Annotated in this window: 17 protein-coding genes; 11 read left to right on the top strand and 6 right to left on the bottom strand. The window is 67.5% G+C overall.

Annotated elements, in window-relative coordinates; genetic code table 11:
* Nucleotides 1–226: 226 nt before the first annotated feature.
* Both ACZ3HL_RS21135 and ACZ3HL_RS21140 read left to right on the top strand, forming a co-directional pair.
* Nucleotides 227–1,450, top strand: coding sequence for an NADP-dependent isocitrate dehydrogenase (locus ACZ3HL_RS21135; RefSeq protein ID WP_465367525.1), 1,224 nt, complete (start codon nucleotides 227–229; stop codon nucleotides 1,448–1,450).
* A 189-nt stretch (nucleotides 1,451–1,639) separates the two neighbouring features.
* A complete protein-coding gene (locus ACZ3HL_RS21140; RefSeq protein ID WP_465415110.1) occupies nucleotides 1,640–1,945 on the top strand; it encodes an SH3 domain-containing protein in 306 nt (101 codons plus the stop codon).
* A gap of 15 nt (nucleotides 1,946–1,960) precedes the next feature.
* Here ACZ3HL_RS21140 and ACZ3HL_RS21145 read toward each other — a convergent pair whose 3' ends face one another.
* On the bottom strand, nucleotides 1,961–2,704 hold the full coding sequence (locus ACZ3HL_RS21145) for an MBL fold metallo-hydrolase (RefSeq protein ID WP_465532971.1): 744 nt from the start codon (nucleotides 2,702–2,704) through the stop codon (nucleotides 1,961–1,963).
* Between the two features lie 45 nt (nucleotides 2,705–2,749).
* On the opposite strand from ACZ3HL_RS21145, the gene ACZ3HL_RS21150 reads away from it, so the two are divergent.
* Together ACZ3HL_RS21150 and ACZ3HL_RS21155 are read left to right on the top strand one after the other, a co-directional pair.
* Complete coding sequence (locus tag ACZ3HL_RS21150) at nucleotides 2,750–3,556, top strand: exodeoxyribonuclease III (protein WP_465415106.1); 807 nt, start codon at nucleotides 2,750–2,752, stop codon at nucleotides 3,554–3,556.
* Nucleotides 3,557–3,568: 12 nt separating this feature from the next.
* A complete protein-coding gene (locus ACZ3HL_RS21155; RefSeq protein WP_465532973.1) occupies nucleotides 3,569–4,444 on the top strand; it encodes a hypothetical protein in 876 nt (291 codons plus the stop codon).
* Here the strand turns inward: ACZ3HL_RS21155 and ACZ3HL_RS21160 are convergent.
* Nucleotides 4,438–4,938, bottom strand: a complete 501-nt coding sequence (locus ACZ3HL_RS21160) for a cupin domain-containing protein (RefSeq protein WP_465415102.1) — start codon at nucleotides 4,936–4,938, stop codon at nucleotides 4,438–4,440. The genes ACZ3HL_RS21155 and ACZ3HL_RS21160 overlap by 7 nt on opposite strands.
* Before the next feature lie 65 nt (nucleotides 4,939–5,003).
* Here ACZ3HL_RS21160 and ACZ3HL_RS21165 point away from each other — a divergent pair, with 65 nt between their 5' ends.
* Complete coding sequence (locus ACZ3HL_RS21165) at nucleotides 5,004–5,504, top strand: MarR family winged helix-turn-helix transcriptional regulator (RefSeq protein ID WP_465532975.1); 501 nt, start codon at nucleotides 5,004–5,006, stop codon at nucleotides 5,502–5,504.
* A 55-nt stretch (nucleotides 5,505–5,559) separates the two neighbouring features.
* On the opposite strand, the gene ACZ3HL_RS21170 is transcribed toward ACZ3HL_RS21165, so the two are convergent.
* Entirely contained in the window at nucleotides 5,560–6,447 is an 888-nt protein-coding gene (locus ACZ3HL_RS21170) for a glycoside hydrolase family 19 protein (protein WP_465532977.1), read from the bottom strand.
* A 398-nt stretch (nucleotides 6,448–6,845) separates the two neighbouring features.
* Between ACZ3HL_RS21170 and ACZ3HL_RS21175 the strand changes: the two genes are divergently transcribed.
* On the top strand, nucleotides 6,846–7,175 hold the full coding sequence (locus ACZ3HL_RS21175) for a hypothetical protein (protein WP_465532979.1): 330 nt from the start codon (nucleotides 6,846–6,848) through the stop codon (nucleotides 7,173–7,175).
* 505 nt (nucleotides 7,176–7,680) lie between these two features.
* Here ACZ3HL_RS21175 and ACZ3HL_RS21180 read toward each other — a convergent pair.
* Complete coding sequence (locus tag ACZ3HL_RS21180) at nucleotides 7,681–8,427, bottom strand: S1 family peptidase (protein WP_465415095.1); 747 nt, start codon at nucleotides 8,425–8,427, stop codon at nucleotides 7,681–7,683.
* A 163-nt stretch (nucleotides 8,428–8,590) separates the two neighbouring features.
* On the opposite strand from ACZ3HL_RS21180, the gene trpS reads away from it, so the two are divergent.
* Both trpS and ACZ3HL_RS21190 read left to right on the top strand, forming a co-directional pair.
* Entirely contained in the window at nucleotides 8,591–9,610 is a 1,020-nt protein-coding gene (gene trpS, locus ACZ3HL_RS21185) for a tryptophan--tRNA ligase (RefSeq protein ID WP_034304577.1), read from the top strand.
* Nucleotides 9,611–9,645: 35 nt separating this feature from the next.
* Nucleotides 9,646–10,674, top strand: coding sequence for a YhjD/YihY/BrkB family envelope integrity protein (locus ACZ3HL_RS21190; protein WP_465415091.1), 1,029 nt, complete (start codon nucleotides 9,646–9,648; stop codon nucleotides 10,672–10,674).
* Nucleotides 10,675–10,676: 2 nt separating this feature from the next.
* On the opposite strand, the gene ACZ3HL_RS21195 is transcribed toward ACZ3HL_RS21190, so the two are convergent.
* Nucleotides 10,677–11,915 (bottom strand): D-alanyl-D-alanine carboxypeptidase family protein, encoded by a 1,239-nt coding sequence (locus ACZ3HL_RS21195; RefSeq protein ID WP_465532981.1) that lies wholly within the window; start codon nucleotides 11,913–11,915, stop codon nucleotides 10,677–10,679.
* 43 nt (nucleotides 11,916–11,958) lie between these two features.
* Between ACZ3HL_RS21195 and ACZ3HL_RS21200 the strand changes: the two genes are divergently transcribed.
* From ACZ3HL_RS21200 to ACZ3HL_RS21210, 3 genes are all read left to right on the top strand, one after another.
* Nucleotides 11,959–12,213, top strand: a complete 255-nt coding sequence (locus ACZ3HL_RS21200) for an SCO4848 family membrane protein (RefSeq protein ID WP_465415087.1) — start codon at nucleotides 11,959–11,961, stop codon at nucleotides 12,211–12,213.
* A gap of 78 nt (nucleotides 12,214–12,291) precedes the next feature.
* The gene (locus ACZ3HL_RS21205; protein WP_465532983.1) at nucleotides 12,292–13,704 is read left to right on the top strand and encodes a S8 family peptidase; all 1,413 of its coding nucleotides are present in this window, start codon (nucleotides 12,292–12,294) and stop codon (nucleotides 13,702–13,704) included.
* Between the two features lie 132 nt (nucleotides 13,705–13,836).
* Nucleotides 13,837–15,054, top strand: coding sequence for a M14 family zinc carboxypeptidase (locus ACZ3HL_RS21210; RefSeq protein WP_465532985.1), 1,218 nt, complete (start codon nucleotides 13,837–13,839; stop codon nucleotides 15,052–15,054).
* 64 nt (nucleotides 15,055–15,118) lie between these two features.
* Here the strand turns inward: ACZ3HL_RS21210 and ACZ3HL_RS21215 are convergent, their stop codons facing one another.
* Nucleotides 15,119–16,084, bottom strand: coding sequence for a hypothetical protein (locus tag ACZ3HL_RS21215; protein WP_465532987.1), 966 nt, complete (start codon nucleotides 16,082–16,084; stop codon nucleotides 15,119–15,121).
* Nucleotides 16,085–16,163: the final 79 nt, after the last annotated feature.

A 16,163-nucleotide genomic window follows, 5' to 3' on the forward strand; every position in this document is an offset into this window, starting at 1 on the left:
GTGGGCCGGCGGAGGAGTGTGTTGTTCGATGATGACGCGGTCGCCGTCGTTCCCGTGACGGCTGGATGGCCGTCGTACGACCGGGTGACGTCGGACACATCTGCCTCGTGGAGACTTGATACCGACCACTACTGGAACCATCCAGCACCGTTAAGCAGTACGCTTGTACCGCTACCGGAGAGACTGAAGTAGAACGCGAAGATCCGCGGAAGGAGCACCGCTGCTCATGGCCAAGATCAAGGTCCAGGGCACCGTCGTCGAGCTCGACGGTGATGAGATGACCCGCATCATTTGGCAGTTCATCAAGGACAGGCTGATCCACCCGTACCTGGACGTGAACCTGGAGTACTACGACCTGGGCATCGAGGAGCGGGACCGCACCGACGACCAGATCACCATCGACTCCGCCAACGCGATCAAGAAGCACGGCGTCGGCGTCAAGTGCGCCACGATCACGCCGGACGAGGCGCGCGTCGAAGAGTTCGGCCTGAAGAAGATGTGGCTCTCGCCCAACGGCACGATCCGCAACATCCTCGGCGGCGTGATCTTCCGCGAGCCGATCGTCATCCAGAACATCCCGCGCCTGGTACCGGGCTGGACCAAGCCGATCATCATCGGCCGTCACGCGCACGGTGACCAGTACAAGGCGACCAACTTCAAGGTGCCCGGTCCCGGCACGCTGACCATGACCTACACCCCGGCCGACGGTTCCGAGCCGATGGAGTTCCAGGTCGCGCAGTACCCCGAGGGCGGCGGCGTCGCCATGGGGATGTTCAACTTCCGCAAGTCCATCGAGGACTTCGCGCGCGCCTCGCTGCAGTACGGTCTCGACCGCGAGTACCCGGTCTACATGTCGACCAAGAACACCATCCTGAAGGCCTACGACGGCATGTTCAAGGACGTGTTCGAGGAGATCTACCAGGCCGAGTTCAAGGCCGACTTCGACGCCAAGGGCATCACCTACGAGCACCGCCTGATCGACGACATGGTCGCCGCGGCGATGAAGTGGGAGGGCGGCTACGTCTGGGCCTGCAAGAACTACGACGGTGACGTGCAGTCCGACACGGTCGCGCAGGGCTTCGGCTCGCTGGGCCTGATGACCTCGGTGCTGCGCACCCCGGACGGCAAGACCGTCGAGGCCGAGGCGGCGCACGGCACGGTGACCCGGCACTACCGCCAGCACCAGCAGGGCAAGCCGACCTCGACCAACCCGATCGCGTCCATCTTCGCGTGGACCCGTGGCCTCGAGCACCGCGGCAAGCTGGACTCGAACCCGGAGCTGATCGGTTTCGCGAACAAGCTGGAGCAGGTCGTCATCGAGACCGTCGAGAGCGGCAAGATGACCAAGGACCTCGCGCTGCTGATCAGCAAGGACCAGGCGTTCCAGACCACCGAGGAGTTCCTCGCGACGCTGGACGCCAACCTGGCCAAGAAGATCGCCCAGGGCTGAGTCGCATAAGCGCCTGAAGGCCCCCTTCCCTCGTGGAAGGGGGCCTTTGGCGTTGTGACGGTCGGTAGCACGGGGGCGGTCCGGTTGGCGCCTCCGGGTGGTTGGCAATCCGGGATCTGGGCGCCCGCCCCGGCTTCTGCCACTCTGGACCGGACAGAAAACGATTCCCTTGTTCGAGGAGTGACCACCATGGCCATCTCGAAACCGATGTTGTTCATCGGCGGCGGACTGGCGCTGATCGTCGTCGTCGCCATCTCGGGACAGGACAGGGAGTCGAGCGCTTCGAGCCCGACCGGTTGCCAGGTCGTCGTGACGGCCGACGTGCTCAACGCGCGCGACGCCCCCGGCGGGCAGAAGATCGTCGGCAAGTACGTCAAGGACACGAAGATCGACGCGCAGCCGGTGGTCGAGAACGGCTTCCGCAAGATCGCCGAGGGCAAGTGGGTCTCCGCCGAGTTCGCGCCCCCGGTCGAAGGCGCGAAATGCGGCCCGTGACCTGCGGCTTCGCGTTTAGCCCGCGAAACGCAGGTGGGCGCCTTCCTCGGCCGCCAGCACCTCGCCGCTGAACACTTCTCGTGCTTCGGCCACCGAGATCGCGCGGTCGGACCCGGGCCAGAAGTGGGTCAGCAGCAACCGCCGGGCACCGCCGCGCTCGGCCCAGTACCCCACTTCGCCCGCCGTCGACACCAGACGCGGCGTCTCGTCGGGCGAAGGGCCCTGAAGCGTGGCGTCGGCGATGAGGAGGTCGGCGTCGCGCGCCAGTTCCGCGAGGATCGGGCTGGGTCCGCTGTCGCCGGTGTAGGCGACGGTGAGCCCAGGCGCGGCCAGGCGGACGCCGTAGTTCGGCACGTGGTGCGGAAGCAGGAACGTCGTCATCCGGAACGGGCCGACCTCGCGCGGCGGACCGAGTTCGCGCACGTCGAAGATCGTCGTGGGATGCGGTCGCGGCTCCAGCGCTTCGAGCCGGCGCACCGTGCCCGGAGTGCAGTGCAGCGGGACCCGTGGCTCGTCCGGCAGGCCGTAGGCGCGGGCCCGGCCGAGCGCGCTCACGTCGGCGCAGTGATCGGGATGCTCGTGCGTCACCACCACGGCGTCGACCCGTCCGCCCGGGCAGTGTTCGAACAGTCGTGACGCGGCGCCGTAGCCGAGGTCGAGCACGACTTTGAAACCCTCGTGCACCAGGAGGAAGCCGGCGCAGGCCCGGCCCGGTTCCGGCCAGACGCCGCAGCTGCCCAGCACGGTCAGCTCGCTCATGCGCGCAGTCTCCCAGTGCCGATTCTGTCGGACCCCCCGGGTAGCGTGCGACGGGTGCTGACCGTCTCCACTGTGAATGTCAACGGCCTCCGTGCCGCCGCGAAAAAAGGCTTCGTCGAGTGGCTGGGCTCGACGAAGGCCGATGTCGTCGCCTGCCAGGAGGTCCGGGCCGAGCTCAAGGAGCTGCCGGCCGGTGCCGCCGCGCCCGAAGGCTGGCACGTGGTGCACGCGCCATCGGCGCAGAAGGGGCGCAACGGCGTCATGCTCTTCAGCCGGGCGGAGCCGGAAGAGGTCCGCATCGGTTTCGGCGAGCCCGAGTTCGAGGACAGCGGCCGCTACGCCGAGATCCACCTGCCGAACGTCGTGGTCGCGAGCCTGTACCTGCCCAGCGGCGACGTCGGGACGCCGCGTCAGGACGAAAAGGAGCGCTTCATGGCGGCGTTCCTGCCGTACCTCGTCGACCTGCGCGCCAAGGCCGAGGCCGGCGGCCGCGAGGTCGTCGTCGTGGGCGACTGGAACATCGCCTACGACAAGATCGACCTGAAGAACTGGCGAGGGAACCAGAAGAGTTCGGGCTTCCTGCCGGAGGAGCGGGAGTGGCTCGGCCGTGTGTTCAGCGAGGCCGGCTATGTCGACGTGCAGCGCAAGCTGGACCCGGAAGGCCCCGGCCCGTACACCTGGTGGTCGTACCGCGGGAAGGCGTTCGACAACGACACCGGCTGGCGCATCGACTGCCAGATCGCCACCCCCGGCCTGGCCGAGCGGTGCACCTCCGTCGTGGTCGAGCGCGCCGAGTCCTACGACCAGCGCTGGTCCGACCACGCGCCGGTGACGGCGACGTACTCCGGATAGCCCGGTCCGGTCATGGAGACGAACGAAGCCAGGCGTATCGAGGCGACGAACGCCGAGCGCTACGCGATGTCCGGCCAGTACGGCTGGGAGTTCAGCCCGGACGCGCCGAACATGCTGGAACGGTGGACGGTGCTGCCGTTCAACCAGCGCGGTGACAAGCGGATGGCGTTCGGTGCGCTGAGCGGCACGTATCAAGGGCTGCGGTTCAGCGTCTTCGACTACCACCGCCGCCCGACGGTCACGAGCGTGCACACGCGGTGGACCAACAAGAAGGTCAACGAGCTCGACACGATTTCGATCGACACGGTCTGGGTCGTCAGCCTGCCCGCGCCGATGCCGAACTTCCAGATCGTGTCGAGCATCGAATCCGCCTGGGACGTCGAGCAATACCCGGAGCCCGCCACCGCGGACCGGAAGTTCAACCGCTGGTACAAGCTGATCGACACCGACCCGAACGTCGCGGTCGGCGTGCTCACGCCGCAGGTCGCCGCCACCATGCGGTCCTTGAAGCTGCACACCTGGTCGCTGGCGGGCGCGGAACTGGTGTACGTCGAGAATCCGACCTTCGGCCGGACCAAACCGGATGACGTTCTCTCGACACTGGGGCGTCTCGCGCAGCTGGTGGCACAGCTACCGTTCCACCTCGGCGGTGGTCAGCTCGCCGCGTCGCCACCCCCGCAGCAGCCCCAGTACCCGCATCAGCCGTATCCGCCGCAGAATCCCGGCTATCCGCAGCAGTACCCGCCTCCGCCGCAGTACGGTCAGCAGCCGTACCCACCGCAATATCAGGGGTATCCGCCGCCGCAATACCCGCCACCGCAGTACCCGCAGCCCGGGTACCCGCCCCAGGGATATCCGCCGCCGGGGTATCCACCGCGCGGTTACTGACGGGACTTCGCGCTCTCCGTCCACACCGGACTCTCGACGAAGTGATTGTCGAACTTTTCCTGACCGTCCAAGAGATCCTGGACGGTCGCCTCGCCGTGCCCGACCTTCTCCAACAGCCGGAAGTAGCCGAACCGTTCCACGCCGGGGACGAACACGATCAGGACGTCCGCCGACGAGTCGACGGCCGCGCGGAATGCGTGTGTGGTCAGTGGCGGGACGACCAGCATGTCGCCTTCGGAAACAGTGACGATCTCTTCTCCCACAAGGACTTCCAGCTTTCCTCCGAGCATGAAGAACATCTCGGAGGAGCCGGTGTGGTAGTGCGGCGCCGCTCCGTCGGCGCCGACACCTAACCGCGTTCGCGCGCTGCTCATGGCTCCGCCTGTGGTCGAGACGTCGGCGAGCAGCGTGACAAGGGTGGGTGCCGCGCCGACGGTCTCGGCTTCGGCGGCGCGGACGAGGACGGGTTCACGGGTTTCGATGCGCTCGGTCATGCCTGCGATAGTTCCATCGCTGATAGTTCGCTGTCAAACTATCTTCTGTCGAATAGACTGCTTCCGTGAGCGAAGAACGGAACAAGGACGCGATCGACGCGGTCGTCGGCGCGTGGCGGCGTGAACGGCCGGAGCTGGACTTGACCGCGATCGGGGTCGCCGGGCGCCTCGGTCGCGTCGCGATGCTGACCACTCCCATGGTGGAAGCCGTGTTCGCGAAGCACGGCCTGAAACAGGGGGAGTTCGACGTGCTCGCGGCGCTCAGGCGATCCGGGAAGCCGTACACGCTGATCCCGTCCGAGCTCTCGGCGACGCTGATGATGTCCAGGGCCGGGATGACCAGCCGGATCGACAGGCTCGAGTCGGCGGGCCTGGTCGAGCGTGCCCTGGATCCCGAAGACCGGCGCAGCTTCCGGGTCACGCTGACCGAGCGCGGGTTCGAAGTCGTCGATGCCGCGATGACCGAGCACGCGGCGAACGTCGCGAAGCTGCTTTCGCCGCTCGGCGAGGACCTCGCCGTCCTGGATGCTTCGCTGCGACGGCTGCTGGTTTCCCTCGAACACTGAAGGGGCCCTTCGCCGCGTCACATGCGGCGAAGGGCCCTTCAGGACCTCGGATGGATCAGCAGTACAGGTTGCCGCCCGGGCTCACGCCGAGGATGCCGGTGAACTGCTGATACTTGTTCACGCGGCTCTGCACCTGGGCGGGGTTGCCGCCGTTGCACTCGATGCTCCCGTTGATGCTGCGGATGGTCTCGCCGAAGCCGCGGCTGTTGACCATCGCGTTGTGCGGGGTCATCGTGCCGGGGCCGTTCTGGGTCATCCAGTACCAGATGCCGGTCTTCCAGGCGACCGCCGCGTCGTTCTGCACCAGCCACGGGTTGGTCAGCAGCGGCAGGCCCAGCGCGTCGCCGGCGGCCTTGTAGTTGAAGTTCCAGCTCAGCTGGATGGGGCCGCGGCCGTAGTAGGCGGCGTTACCCGCCGGGCAGCCGTAGGACTGGCTCGTGTCGCAGTAGTGCGGGTAGTTGGCCTCGTTCTGTTCGACGATGTGGACGAGGCCGCCGGTCTCGTGGCTGACGTTCGCCAGGAAGGCCGCCGCTTCCTGCTTCTTCACGGTGTCGCTGCCCGTGCCCGCGAAGGCCGGGTACGCGCTCAGGGCGGTGACCAAGCCGTTGTAGGTGTAGAAGGGGTTCCGGCTCGGGAACATCTGGTTGAACTGGGCCTCGCTGACCACGAAGCCGGACGGGTTCGGCGGGTTGGTGGTGCCGCCACCGCAGGAGCCCTGATCGGCCCAGACCTGCGCCGTTCCGGGGGTTTCGTTCTGGGTCCACCACTTCGCGGACCAGTTGTGCCCGTTGTAGGAGGCGGTGTTGCCGCCCCAGTAGACCGAACTCGCGTTCCACGGCGCCACGCAGTCCGCGGCGGAGGCGGACTGGGCCGGGACGACCACGGCGACCGTGGTGGCGGCGAAGGTGGCGGCGACCGCCGCGAGAATACGTCGAAGAGACATCGGTGGCTCCTTCGTACGAGGGGACCATGCAGGGAGATTGGTCTATACCTTTTAGAGGGTATGGCCAACAGGTATAGACCATTGTGGTCAAGAAACCAACCGGGGAAAGTCGAATACTGCCTGTTCGGCCGTGTGTGACAGTCGAATGGCCTAACCCTGTCCGGTTTTGTCAGAAAGCGATCTTGACCACGGCAACTCTGAGACGAGGGGTGCTCGAAACATCCCCCCTGTGAGGGGCTAGTCTCGTGCCCCGAGTTGATCAGAACCCACAGGTCTTGACACGCTCGGTAGTTTTTTGACCAGCAGCATGGAAATGCTCACTCGTTCGGGTTAGCGTTCCGGTTCGGCAAAGTCACGTCACGGGAGGCACTCCGGTGCGGAACCCAGTTCATCTCCTGATGCGATCGACCCTGTCCGCGGCGAGGGCCGCGGCGGTCGTCGCGATCCCGGTCGCGCTGCTCGTCGCGGGCGCGGGACCGGCATCGGCCGCGGACATGACGTCGCGATCGGAGATGGCGTTCGGTCTTCTGGGCCCGGTCGGCTTGATCGCCGTCGCGCTCGGCGTCGTCGGGATGGCCTTCGGCGTGTTCCGCCAGCGCCGCAAGGCCCGCGCGGCCGCCGACGCCCCCGTGGTCACCACCCCGCCCCAGCCCGCCGCCCCGCACGTCGCCGCGATGGCCGAGGCCGTGCTCGCGGACGATGCCCTCACTCGCCAGCCGCGCCCCTGACCTGCGCCTCCCGGCTCCGGATCGCGTTTAGCCCGCTAAACGCGACGCGCGCCCGGATCGCGATTAGGGGGCGAAACGCAGGTCGGTGCCCGCGGCCGGGCGGATCGCGTTTAGCCCGCGAAACGCAGGTCGGCGGATTTTTGGGTAGGTACACCTAGTCCCGCCCGGATTGTTTAGCCGCGCGCTGATCGCCACGCTCGGGTCCATGACGGTGACACGGCGTCGCAGCCGGCCCGGTGACCCCTTCCCCCGCGCCCTGGACCGGGCGATCACGGACAGCGGCCTCGGCCTCGACCGGATCCGGCACCGGCTCGCCCTGGAGGGCGTCCGGGTCAGCGTCGCGACCTTGAGCTACTGGCGGACAGGAAGAAGCCGCCCCGAGCGGTGCGACTCCCTGAAGGCGGTCGCGCTGCTGGAGCGGCTCTTCGAACTTCCACACGGTTCCTTGCTGAACCGGCTGGGCCCGCGTCGCCCCCGGGGGCGGTGGGGCGACGCGGGAACCGGATCAGACGCCGGAGTTGGTGCGGATCCAGCTGCGGAAGTAGGGGACGTCCACGTAGATCGACGGCCCGGTCGCGCAGGTGCTGCTGTTGTTCCCGGCGCGGCTGGTGGCGCCGACCAGCTGCCAGACACCGCTGACCTGCTTCACCTGCGGGCCGCCCGAGTCGCCGTAGCAGGCACCCGAGTTGCCGTTGGGGTTGTTGGTGCAGATCTCACTGGCGGCCCTGATGCCGCTGCACCGGGTGTCGGCGACGATCGAGGTGTTCAGCTCCTGGAGGTTGATCGGGGCGCCACAACCACCGCGGACGGGGCAGGTCTGGCCCCAGCCGATGATCCGCGTCGAGGTGCCAACGGCCCCGGACGAAGCGGCGATCGTGACCGGCGCCTGCGACACCGCCGTCGAGAGGCGCAGCAGCGCCAGGTCGGCGCTCGGGTGGGCGATGCGCTGGGCGACGCGGGCGACCGTGCCGCCGCTGGTGCGGTTCGTGGTGCCGACGCGCACCTGGTACGGCGTGCCACAGTGCGCCGCGGTGACCACCCAGGTCGAGCTGATCAGTGAGCCACCACACTGGTGGCCGCCGGAGCTCGACTGCTGGGACACCATGAACGAGTAGACCTGGGTCGCGTTGCCGCCGCCGACGATGTTCGGCTGGACGCCTCCGGTGGGCTCGGCCGCAGCCGCGACGCCGGAAAGCGAGAAGACGGCCGCGGCCGCCATGGCCAAGCCCATCAGTAGGGATCGTGCCTTCATCTGGGTTCTCCTTCGGTGTGGCCGGAAGATCCGGTGCCATGAACGCTAGGAATCGGGCACTCTGGCCAGAACCGTCGGAAGTATGTGGCGTTTAACCGTTTAGACCGTTCGGCCGGGGCGAGGCCGAGTGACCCGCCGTGGCGTGGCCTGAGAGAATCCGGGCGTGTCCGACGAACAGAAGCGCCCGCGCGTGCTCTCCGGGATCCAGCCCACTGCCGACTCGTTCCACCTCGGCAACTACCTGGGTGCGCTGCGGCAATGGGTGCGGCTGCAGGACACCCACGACACCTTCTACATGGTCGTCGATCTGCACGCGATCACCGTCGAGCAGGATCCGAAGGTGCTGCTGGACCGCACCCGCCGCTCGGCCGCGCAGTTGCTCGCGCTCGGCGTCGATCCGGCCCGTAGCGCGCTGTTCGTCCAGAGCCACGTGCCCGAGCACGCCCAGCTGGGCTGGGTGCTCGAGTGCCAGACGGGGTTCGGCGAAGCGAGCCGGATGACGCAGTTCAAGGACAAGGCCGCGAAGCAGGGCACGGATCGCGCCAGTGTCGGCCTGTTCACGTACCCGGTCCTGCAGGCCGCCGACATCCTGCTGTACCAGGCGAACGAGGTCCCCGTCGGCGAGGATCAGCGGCAGCACCTGGAGCTGACGCGCAACCTCGCGCAGCGGTTCAACAACCGCTACGGCAAGACGTTCACCGTGCCGGAGCCCCATATCGTCAAGGACACGGCGAAGATCTACGACCTGCAGGACCCGACCGCGAAGATGAGCAAGTCCTCGTCGACCGGCAACGGCCTCATCGAACTGCTCGAAGACCCGAAGAAGTCGGCGAAGAAGGTGCGCTCGGCGGTCACGGACACCGGCCGCGAGATCGTCTTCGACGCCGAGAACAAGCCGGGCGTTTCGAACCTGCTGACGATCCTCTCCGCGCTGACCGATCAGCCGGTCGCCGAACTCGAGAACTCGTACGAGGGCAAGGGTTACGGCGATCTGAAGAAGGGTGTCGCCGAGGCTTTCGTCGACTGGGTGACGCCGGTGCAGGAACGTGTCCAGTCCTATCTGGATGACGTCGCCGAGCTCGACAAGGCCTTGGCGCTCGGTGCGCAGCGGGCCAGGGAAGTCGCTTCGGTGACGTTGCGGAACGTCTACGAGAACATCGGGTTCCTTCCCCCGGCGGGCTGATTCGCGCTGCGATGTCGTCGCGGTGTGGTTAGCGTTTGACGGTGGCGAATGATGACGGCGCGAAGCCGGAACAGGACAAGCTGTTACCGCGCCTGAGGCGGAAATACGGCTGGCTCGATCACCTCATCCGGGCGAACGACGCCTTCACCGAGCGCTACGGCAATCACTATGCCGCCGCCATCACCTACTTCAGCGTGCTTTCGGTGATCCCGATCTTGATGGTCGCCTTCGCGATCATCAAGATCGTGCTCGCCGGCGACCAGGTGGTGACGAACCAGCTCGTCGACGGCATCAAGAAGTCCGTCCCCGAAGGGCTGAGCGATCTCGTCGGCAGCATCATCAAGGCGGCGCTGGATTCCGGCGGCGGTATCGGGGTGTTCGGTCTGCTGCTCGCCCTGTACTCGGGCATCGGCTGGATGTCGAACCTGCGTGACGCGCTGACCGCTCAATGGGGCCAGGAAAAGCAGAAGCTCCCGCTGGTTTCGACGACCATCAAAGACCTGCTGTCTCTGGTGGGGCTCGGCCTCGCGCTGGTGGTCTCGTTCGGCCTCACCGCGGCGGGCAGCGGCGTCGGGCGGTTCCTGCTCGAACTGGTCGGCCTCGAGAACCAGGGCTGGGCCGTGTTCCTGTTGAAGGTCGCGACGATCGTGCTCGGCCTGCTCGCGAACACCCTGGTCTTCCTGTGGGTCATCGCGAGGCTGCCTCGTGAGCACGTCGCGCTGCGCAGCGCCGTCAAGGGCGCGATCTTCGCCGCGGTCGGGTTCATCGTGCTCCAGCAGGCCGCGACCCTTTACCTCGGCAGTGTCACGAAATCACCGGCGTTCACGTTGTTCGGCCCGGTGATCGGCCTGCTCGTGTTCGCGAACCTCGTTTCGCGGTTCCTGCTGTTCGTCACCGCGTGGACGGCGACGGCGAAGGAGAACCTGAAGACGGTCATCGAGCCGCCCGCCCCGGTGCTGATCCACCCGAGGGTGACCGTTCAGCAGGGGCCGGGACTCGGCGCCGTCGGCGGGGCTTTCGCGACCGGCGCGCTGCTGGGCTGGCTCGGCCGCCGCAGGTCCTGACGTTATTCGCCGGCCATGGCCTTCTTGCGCTGGTGGCCGACGACGAACGACGCCACGATGATCAGGAAGACGACCAGCGTGATGATCCAGCCCGTCACGCCGAACGGGTCTTCCGCCGCGGCCGCGGCTCCGCTGTTCGACGCGCCGTCGGCGTTCGGCGCGGCGGTGGCCGGGTCCGCGTTCACGGCTTCCGGTGACCGGTATTCGATGCGCCCCACCGATTCGGCCTTGGACTCGCGCAGCGCGATGCCGTAGTCGAGGAGCTTCGCGGCCTGCTCGGTGACCCGGGTCGGACGCTGCTCGGCGCGCAGCATCACGACCCCGACTCGGTGACCGTTCCGGACCGCGCTGCCGGCGTAGGTGTGGCGCGCGTCGTCGGTGAAGCCGGTCTTCCCGCCGGTGAACCCGGGGTAGTTACCGAGAAGCTTGTTGTCGTTGTAGATCGTGACGACCGGTTTTCCCGCGGTGGCCGGGACTTCGAAGCTCTTGGTCTTGACCACGTTGGCGAATTCGGGGTTCTTCATCGCGTAGTGGAAGATCAGGCTCATGTCGTAGGCGGAGGTCGACATACCGGGGCCGTCGAGCCCGGACGGTGTCGCGGCCCGGGTGTCCGTGGCGCCGATGCGGGTGGCCAGCGCGTTCATCTTCGCGAGTGTCGCGTCCAGGCCGCCGAGCACGGTGGACAGCGCGTGCGCCGCGTCGTTGCCCGAGTGCATCAGCAGTCCGTGCAGTAGCTGGTCCACTGTGTACTGACCGCCCGCGGCGATGCCCATGCAGGTGCACTCCTGCTCGGCGTCCTCCTTGGTCGGCACGACGATCCTGCCCGGCGGGAGTTCGGTGACCACGACCAGCCCGAGCAGGACCTTGATCAGCGACGCGGGCCGCTGACGGGCGTGTGGATCCTTCGCCGCGATGACGTCACCGGTGTCGAGATCCTGCAGCACCCACGACGCCGAGGTGTTCCCCTCGGGCGGGTTCAGCGCGCGCTTCGGGAGCACGAGCCCGCATTCGGCCATCCGGTCGCCGCCCACCGGAACCGGCGGCACCGGCAGCGGCGCCGGAGCGGCTTCGCCGGGGCGCGGCTTCTCGGAGGTGTCGACGGGCGGGGGAGGCGTGACCTTGTTCGCGCACGGCTGCGCCTGGACTGGTGGCTTCGGGGCGGCTGTGGCCACCGGCGTCACCGCGAGGGCGAGCACACCGGAAACGAGGACCAGGAGCGACCGGGAGATAGCGCTGTGCACCCGAGCAATGTAGCGTCGCCGGGCTCGCTGCATACTCAGGGGCATGCGCATTTCGCGAGGTACTTCGATGTTCCTGCTGGGTTTCGGCGTGTGGTCGTGGATCATCTGGATCACGTTCGCCAAGAACCTCTGGGACAGCGACCGCGCTTGGGCCGCGGACGGCTCGCCCACCGCCTACTTCATCGTGCACGCGGTGCTGACGGTGGTCTCGTTCGTGCTCGGCACCATCATCGGGCTCATCGGTCTGCGCACGCTTCGTGGCGCCAAGTCACGGGACGGGGAAAAGACTGACGCCTGATCGGGTTTGTCGTCCTTTTGACGGTGTCGGGCAGGCTCCGGCTCGCTTAGGTTCACTCCACCGAATCATGGAGGTGGAATGTCCCGGATCAGACGCCTGCTCGTCCCCGCGCTCGTCGCGGCGGCGGCGGGAAGCGTGTTCGCGGCCCCGTCGGCGAGCGCCGCGCCCGCGCCCGAGTGCGACACCGCGAGCGCCCCGTTCAACTACGTGGTGCTCTACGACCCGCGCACCCCGGAGCGCAAGGTCGACAACGAGCTGCGCGCCAAGTGCGGCGAGAAGGTCGCGTACTACCCGGAGATCGGGGTCGCGGTGGCGACCTCGCGCAACGCCGACTTCCAGGCCAGGATCGGCGTCTTCCGCGCCTACTCGGGCGGCCGTGACGTCGCGTTCCCGCCGGCGGCCACCACCCGCTCGACCCGCTCCGCCGTGGTCGACACCAAGGAGAACGAAGAGACCACCAGCGTCGCCGTCGAAGAGGACCTGTCGGCCCAGCAGTGGGACATGCGGGCGATCCAGGCTCCCGAGGCGAACAAGATCTCCGGCGGCAGCCGCTCGGTGACCGTCGGCGTGCTGGACTCGGGCATCGAGCCCACCCACCCCGCGCTGAAGGCGGCCCTCGACCCGAAGGTGTCGGCAGGCTGCAACAGCGGCGCGCCCGACACCACGCCCGCCGCCTGGGCGCCCACGAACTCCGACCACGGCACGCACGTCGCCGGCACGATCGCGGGCAAGGACGCCGCACGCGGCTTCACGGGCGTCGCGCCCGGCGTCAAGCTGGCGTCGGTGAAGGTCGTGAACGACGACGGCCTGATCCTCCCCGAGGCCGCGGTGTGCGGGTTCATGTGGGCGGCGAAGCACCGCTTCCCGGTCACGAACAACAGCTACTACATCGACCCGGGCATGTTCTACTGCTCCAAGGAGCCGGGCGACGCGGCCGCGTTCGAGGCCGTCCGCCGCGCTGTGACCTACTCGACCGGCCGCGGCGTGCTCAACGTCGCCGCCGCCGGCAACAGCGGCTTCGACCCGGACAAGCAGACCACCGACCCGAACCGCCCGCACCCGGTCGACACGAGCTGCGGCATCCTGCCCAAGGCCATCGACGGTGTCGTCAACGTCTCGGCCATCGGCTACGCGGGCACGAAGTCGTCGTACAGCAACTACGGTGACGACGTTTCGGTCACCGCCCCCGGCGGCGACCGCGCCCAGCTTCCGCCCACCGGCGAGGGTGTCGGCTGTCCGCTGTCGACCATCTTCAACGGCGGCTACGGCGCCAAGTGCGGCACCTCGATGGCGTCCCCGCACGCCGCCGGTGTCGCCGCTCTGCTGGCGTCCCGCTACCGCCACGCTTCGCCGCGGCTGCTGACCTGGCTGCTGGAGCACCAGGCGGACACGGTGCCCTGCGGGACCGCGGCGCCGGTCTGTGAAGGTCCGGCGAAGGACAACTCGTACTACGGCCACGGCCGCGTCAACGCCCTGGACGCGGTGAAGTAGTTCTTTGCGATCACCGGGGCCGGTCCACGTTCGTGGACCGGCCCCGGTTTCGTTTTCGGGAACTTTCGCCGGATCCGCGATCGGGGTCCGTTTCGCTCCGTTGTGAGCACCTTCGACAGTGGGGAGTTCACGATGTCGTTGTCCAGACGGTTGGTTCCCGTGGTGGCGGGGCTGGCGATGCTCCCACTCTTGAGCGCACCCGCGGCGGTGGCGGCTCCGGTGGCACCCTGCAGCGACGAGCCACGAGAGCTGCCCATCAACGAGTTCACCGACTATCGCGAGATGGTGCGGGAACTCGGCAGGCTCGAACGGGTGAGCCACGGGCGGGTGGCGGTCAAGGAGGTCGGGCGGTCGAACCGCGGCCGGGTGATCCACCAGGCGACCGTCGGGACCGGGCCGAAGGTCTTCGTGGTCTCCAGCGAGATCCACGGGAACGAGAAGACCGGCACCGACGCCCTGCTGCGCATCCTCGACTACCTCGGCACGTCGGAGTCGCGGGACGCCGAGCGCTTGCGGAAGACCATCACCTTCGTCGCGGTGCCGAAACTGAACCCGGACGGCGCCGAACTCGACCGGCGCGGCAACGACCTGTCGTGGGCCGAGGTGCAGCGGAAGTTCCCGCAGCTGAAGGACCGGCCGCCCGCGTGGAACTACCTCAGCGACGTCCTCCAGGGCGACGACTACCGCAAGCGGCCGGGATTCGACGTCAACCGCGACTTCAATCCCGAGCTGAACTACGTCCCACGCGCGGAGGACTTCCCTGGTGCGCCGGATCAGCCGGGCTGGTTCATCACGCCAGAGGCACGGGCGCTGCGTTCGGTGTACCTGGAGCTGACAGCTCTGCGGGGGAAGGTGCCCGACGTCTACGTCGACCTGCACCATCAAGGCGCCTGCGTCCGGCAGGAGGGCAGCGACCGGCTGCTCGACGTCGGCATCGACTACCCGCCGCTGCCCGACAAGTTCTTCGAGCCCGGCCAGAAGTACGCGAAGTACCGCGACGCGTACACAAAGGACGAATCGCGGCAGCTGGCGATCAGCGCTTTCAACGGGATGACGTCGCGCGGTTTCGTCGGGGCGCGGTATCCGCACGCCCCGGACCGGGATCTGCCGGGGCAGGCGCGGTGTTCGTTCGCTTTGAACGGGACCGGGACGGTGCTGTTCGAGGTGCGCGGGCAGACGCAGACGCTCGGGCAGCAGCACCGGGAGCGTTTCACCCGCGCGGTGACGGCGGGGCTGTACAACATGCTGCGGGACGTGAGCACGGGTGCTGTCGGGTACATCGATCCGGAGGCTTTCGACCGGCTGCCCGGTACCGCCGGCTCTTCGCACCTCGCGCGCGTCCTGGAGTAGCGCGTCTGTCCGTGAAGGCCTCCTTGCCTACCTTGAGCGTAGGGAAGGAGGCCTTCACGGACCATCAGGCGGCGACGGCGAGGCGGACCTGAGGACGGGGACGAGAGGCCGCGACCTGCCAGGCGGTTTCCAGATCCGAGATCACGCCGGCCGGATCGTCCAGCAGTCGCGAAGGCAACGTTTGCACGACGACGACCCCGGCGGTCGCATACCTGGTGTTCCGGTCCACGGTCCGCTGGTAACCCGCCCGGCGGAAATGGAAGTCGAACGAGTCGATCTCCCAGACGAGTCCGACGTCGTCCCACCATGCGTCCGGCCGACCCAGATATTTGCCGGAAACGTCGAAGAGTTCGGCATTCCAATGACTGGGAGGCATCTCCAGTTGCCGGCTGAGCGCCTTCGCCCGTGACTCGGCCATCGAGCGGATGTCCACCCACTCGTTCAAGAGCCTTCGAGGCACCGCTGTTCCTCGCTGAGTTCCGTGATTCAGTTCCCCTAACAGCGCCTTGGGATGGCATCTGCCCTGCTGGATCGCCTCGATGAGCAGCTCTTCCGACACCAGCGGATCAACGAGCCGACGGACGGTGTCAGTCGTTGCTCGGATCAGCGGCGCGAGCGGTACATCGTTCCGGATCACCGGTTCGGGCAGACGCAGTGTTCTCTCCGTGGTCACGAAGCCGACGCTTCGGATCTTTCGATCGTGCGGTATCAGCACATGCAGCCCCGGGTCGTCCGGCAGCGCGGACGGACGCAATCCGTGTAGTCGGCAGGCTTCGACGCCGGTGAGCATTGTCTTCGCGCCCGAGTAGAGAAGGGCCGCGGTCACCAGTTCCGACGAGGTCGGCTTCTGATCATGCAGGAGGACGATCCCGGGAAGGAGCCGCTGCCAAGGCCCACCAGGCAAACATCGACTGTAGATCGTCTTACTGGGCATCTCCAGTGATTCCAGGTCGGCGACCCGGACGACGCCATTTCGGCTTTGCGCTAGCAGCAGTTCGGGATGCTGTGCCCATCTTCCCCTCTTGACCACGTGGCCCAGCCTGTCCGCCGGTGGCCGTCCTCGACAGCCTCACTTCGCAAACCTGTGGACAACCGGGTGCTTGTGGATA

It is taken from the genome of Amycolatopsis sp. NPDC000009 (assembly GCF_055563465.1).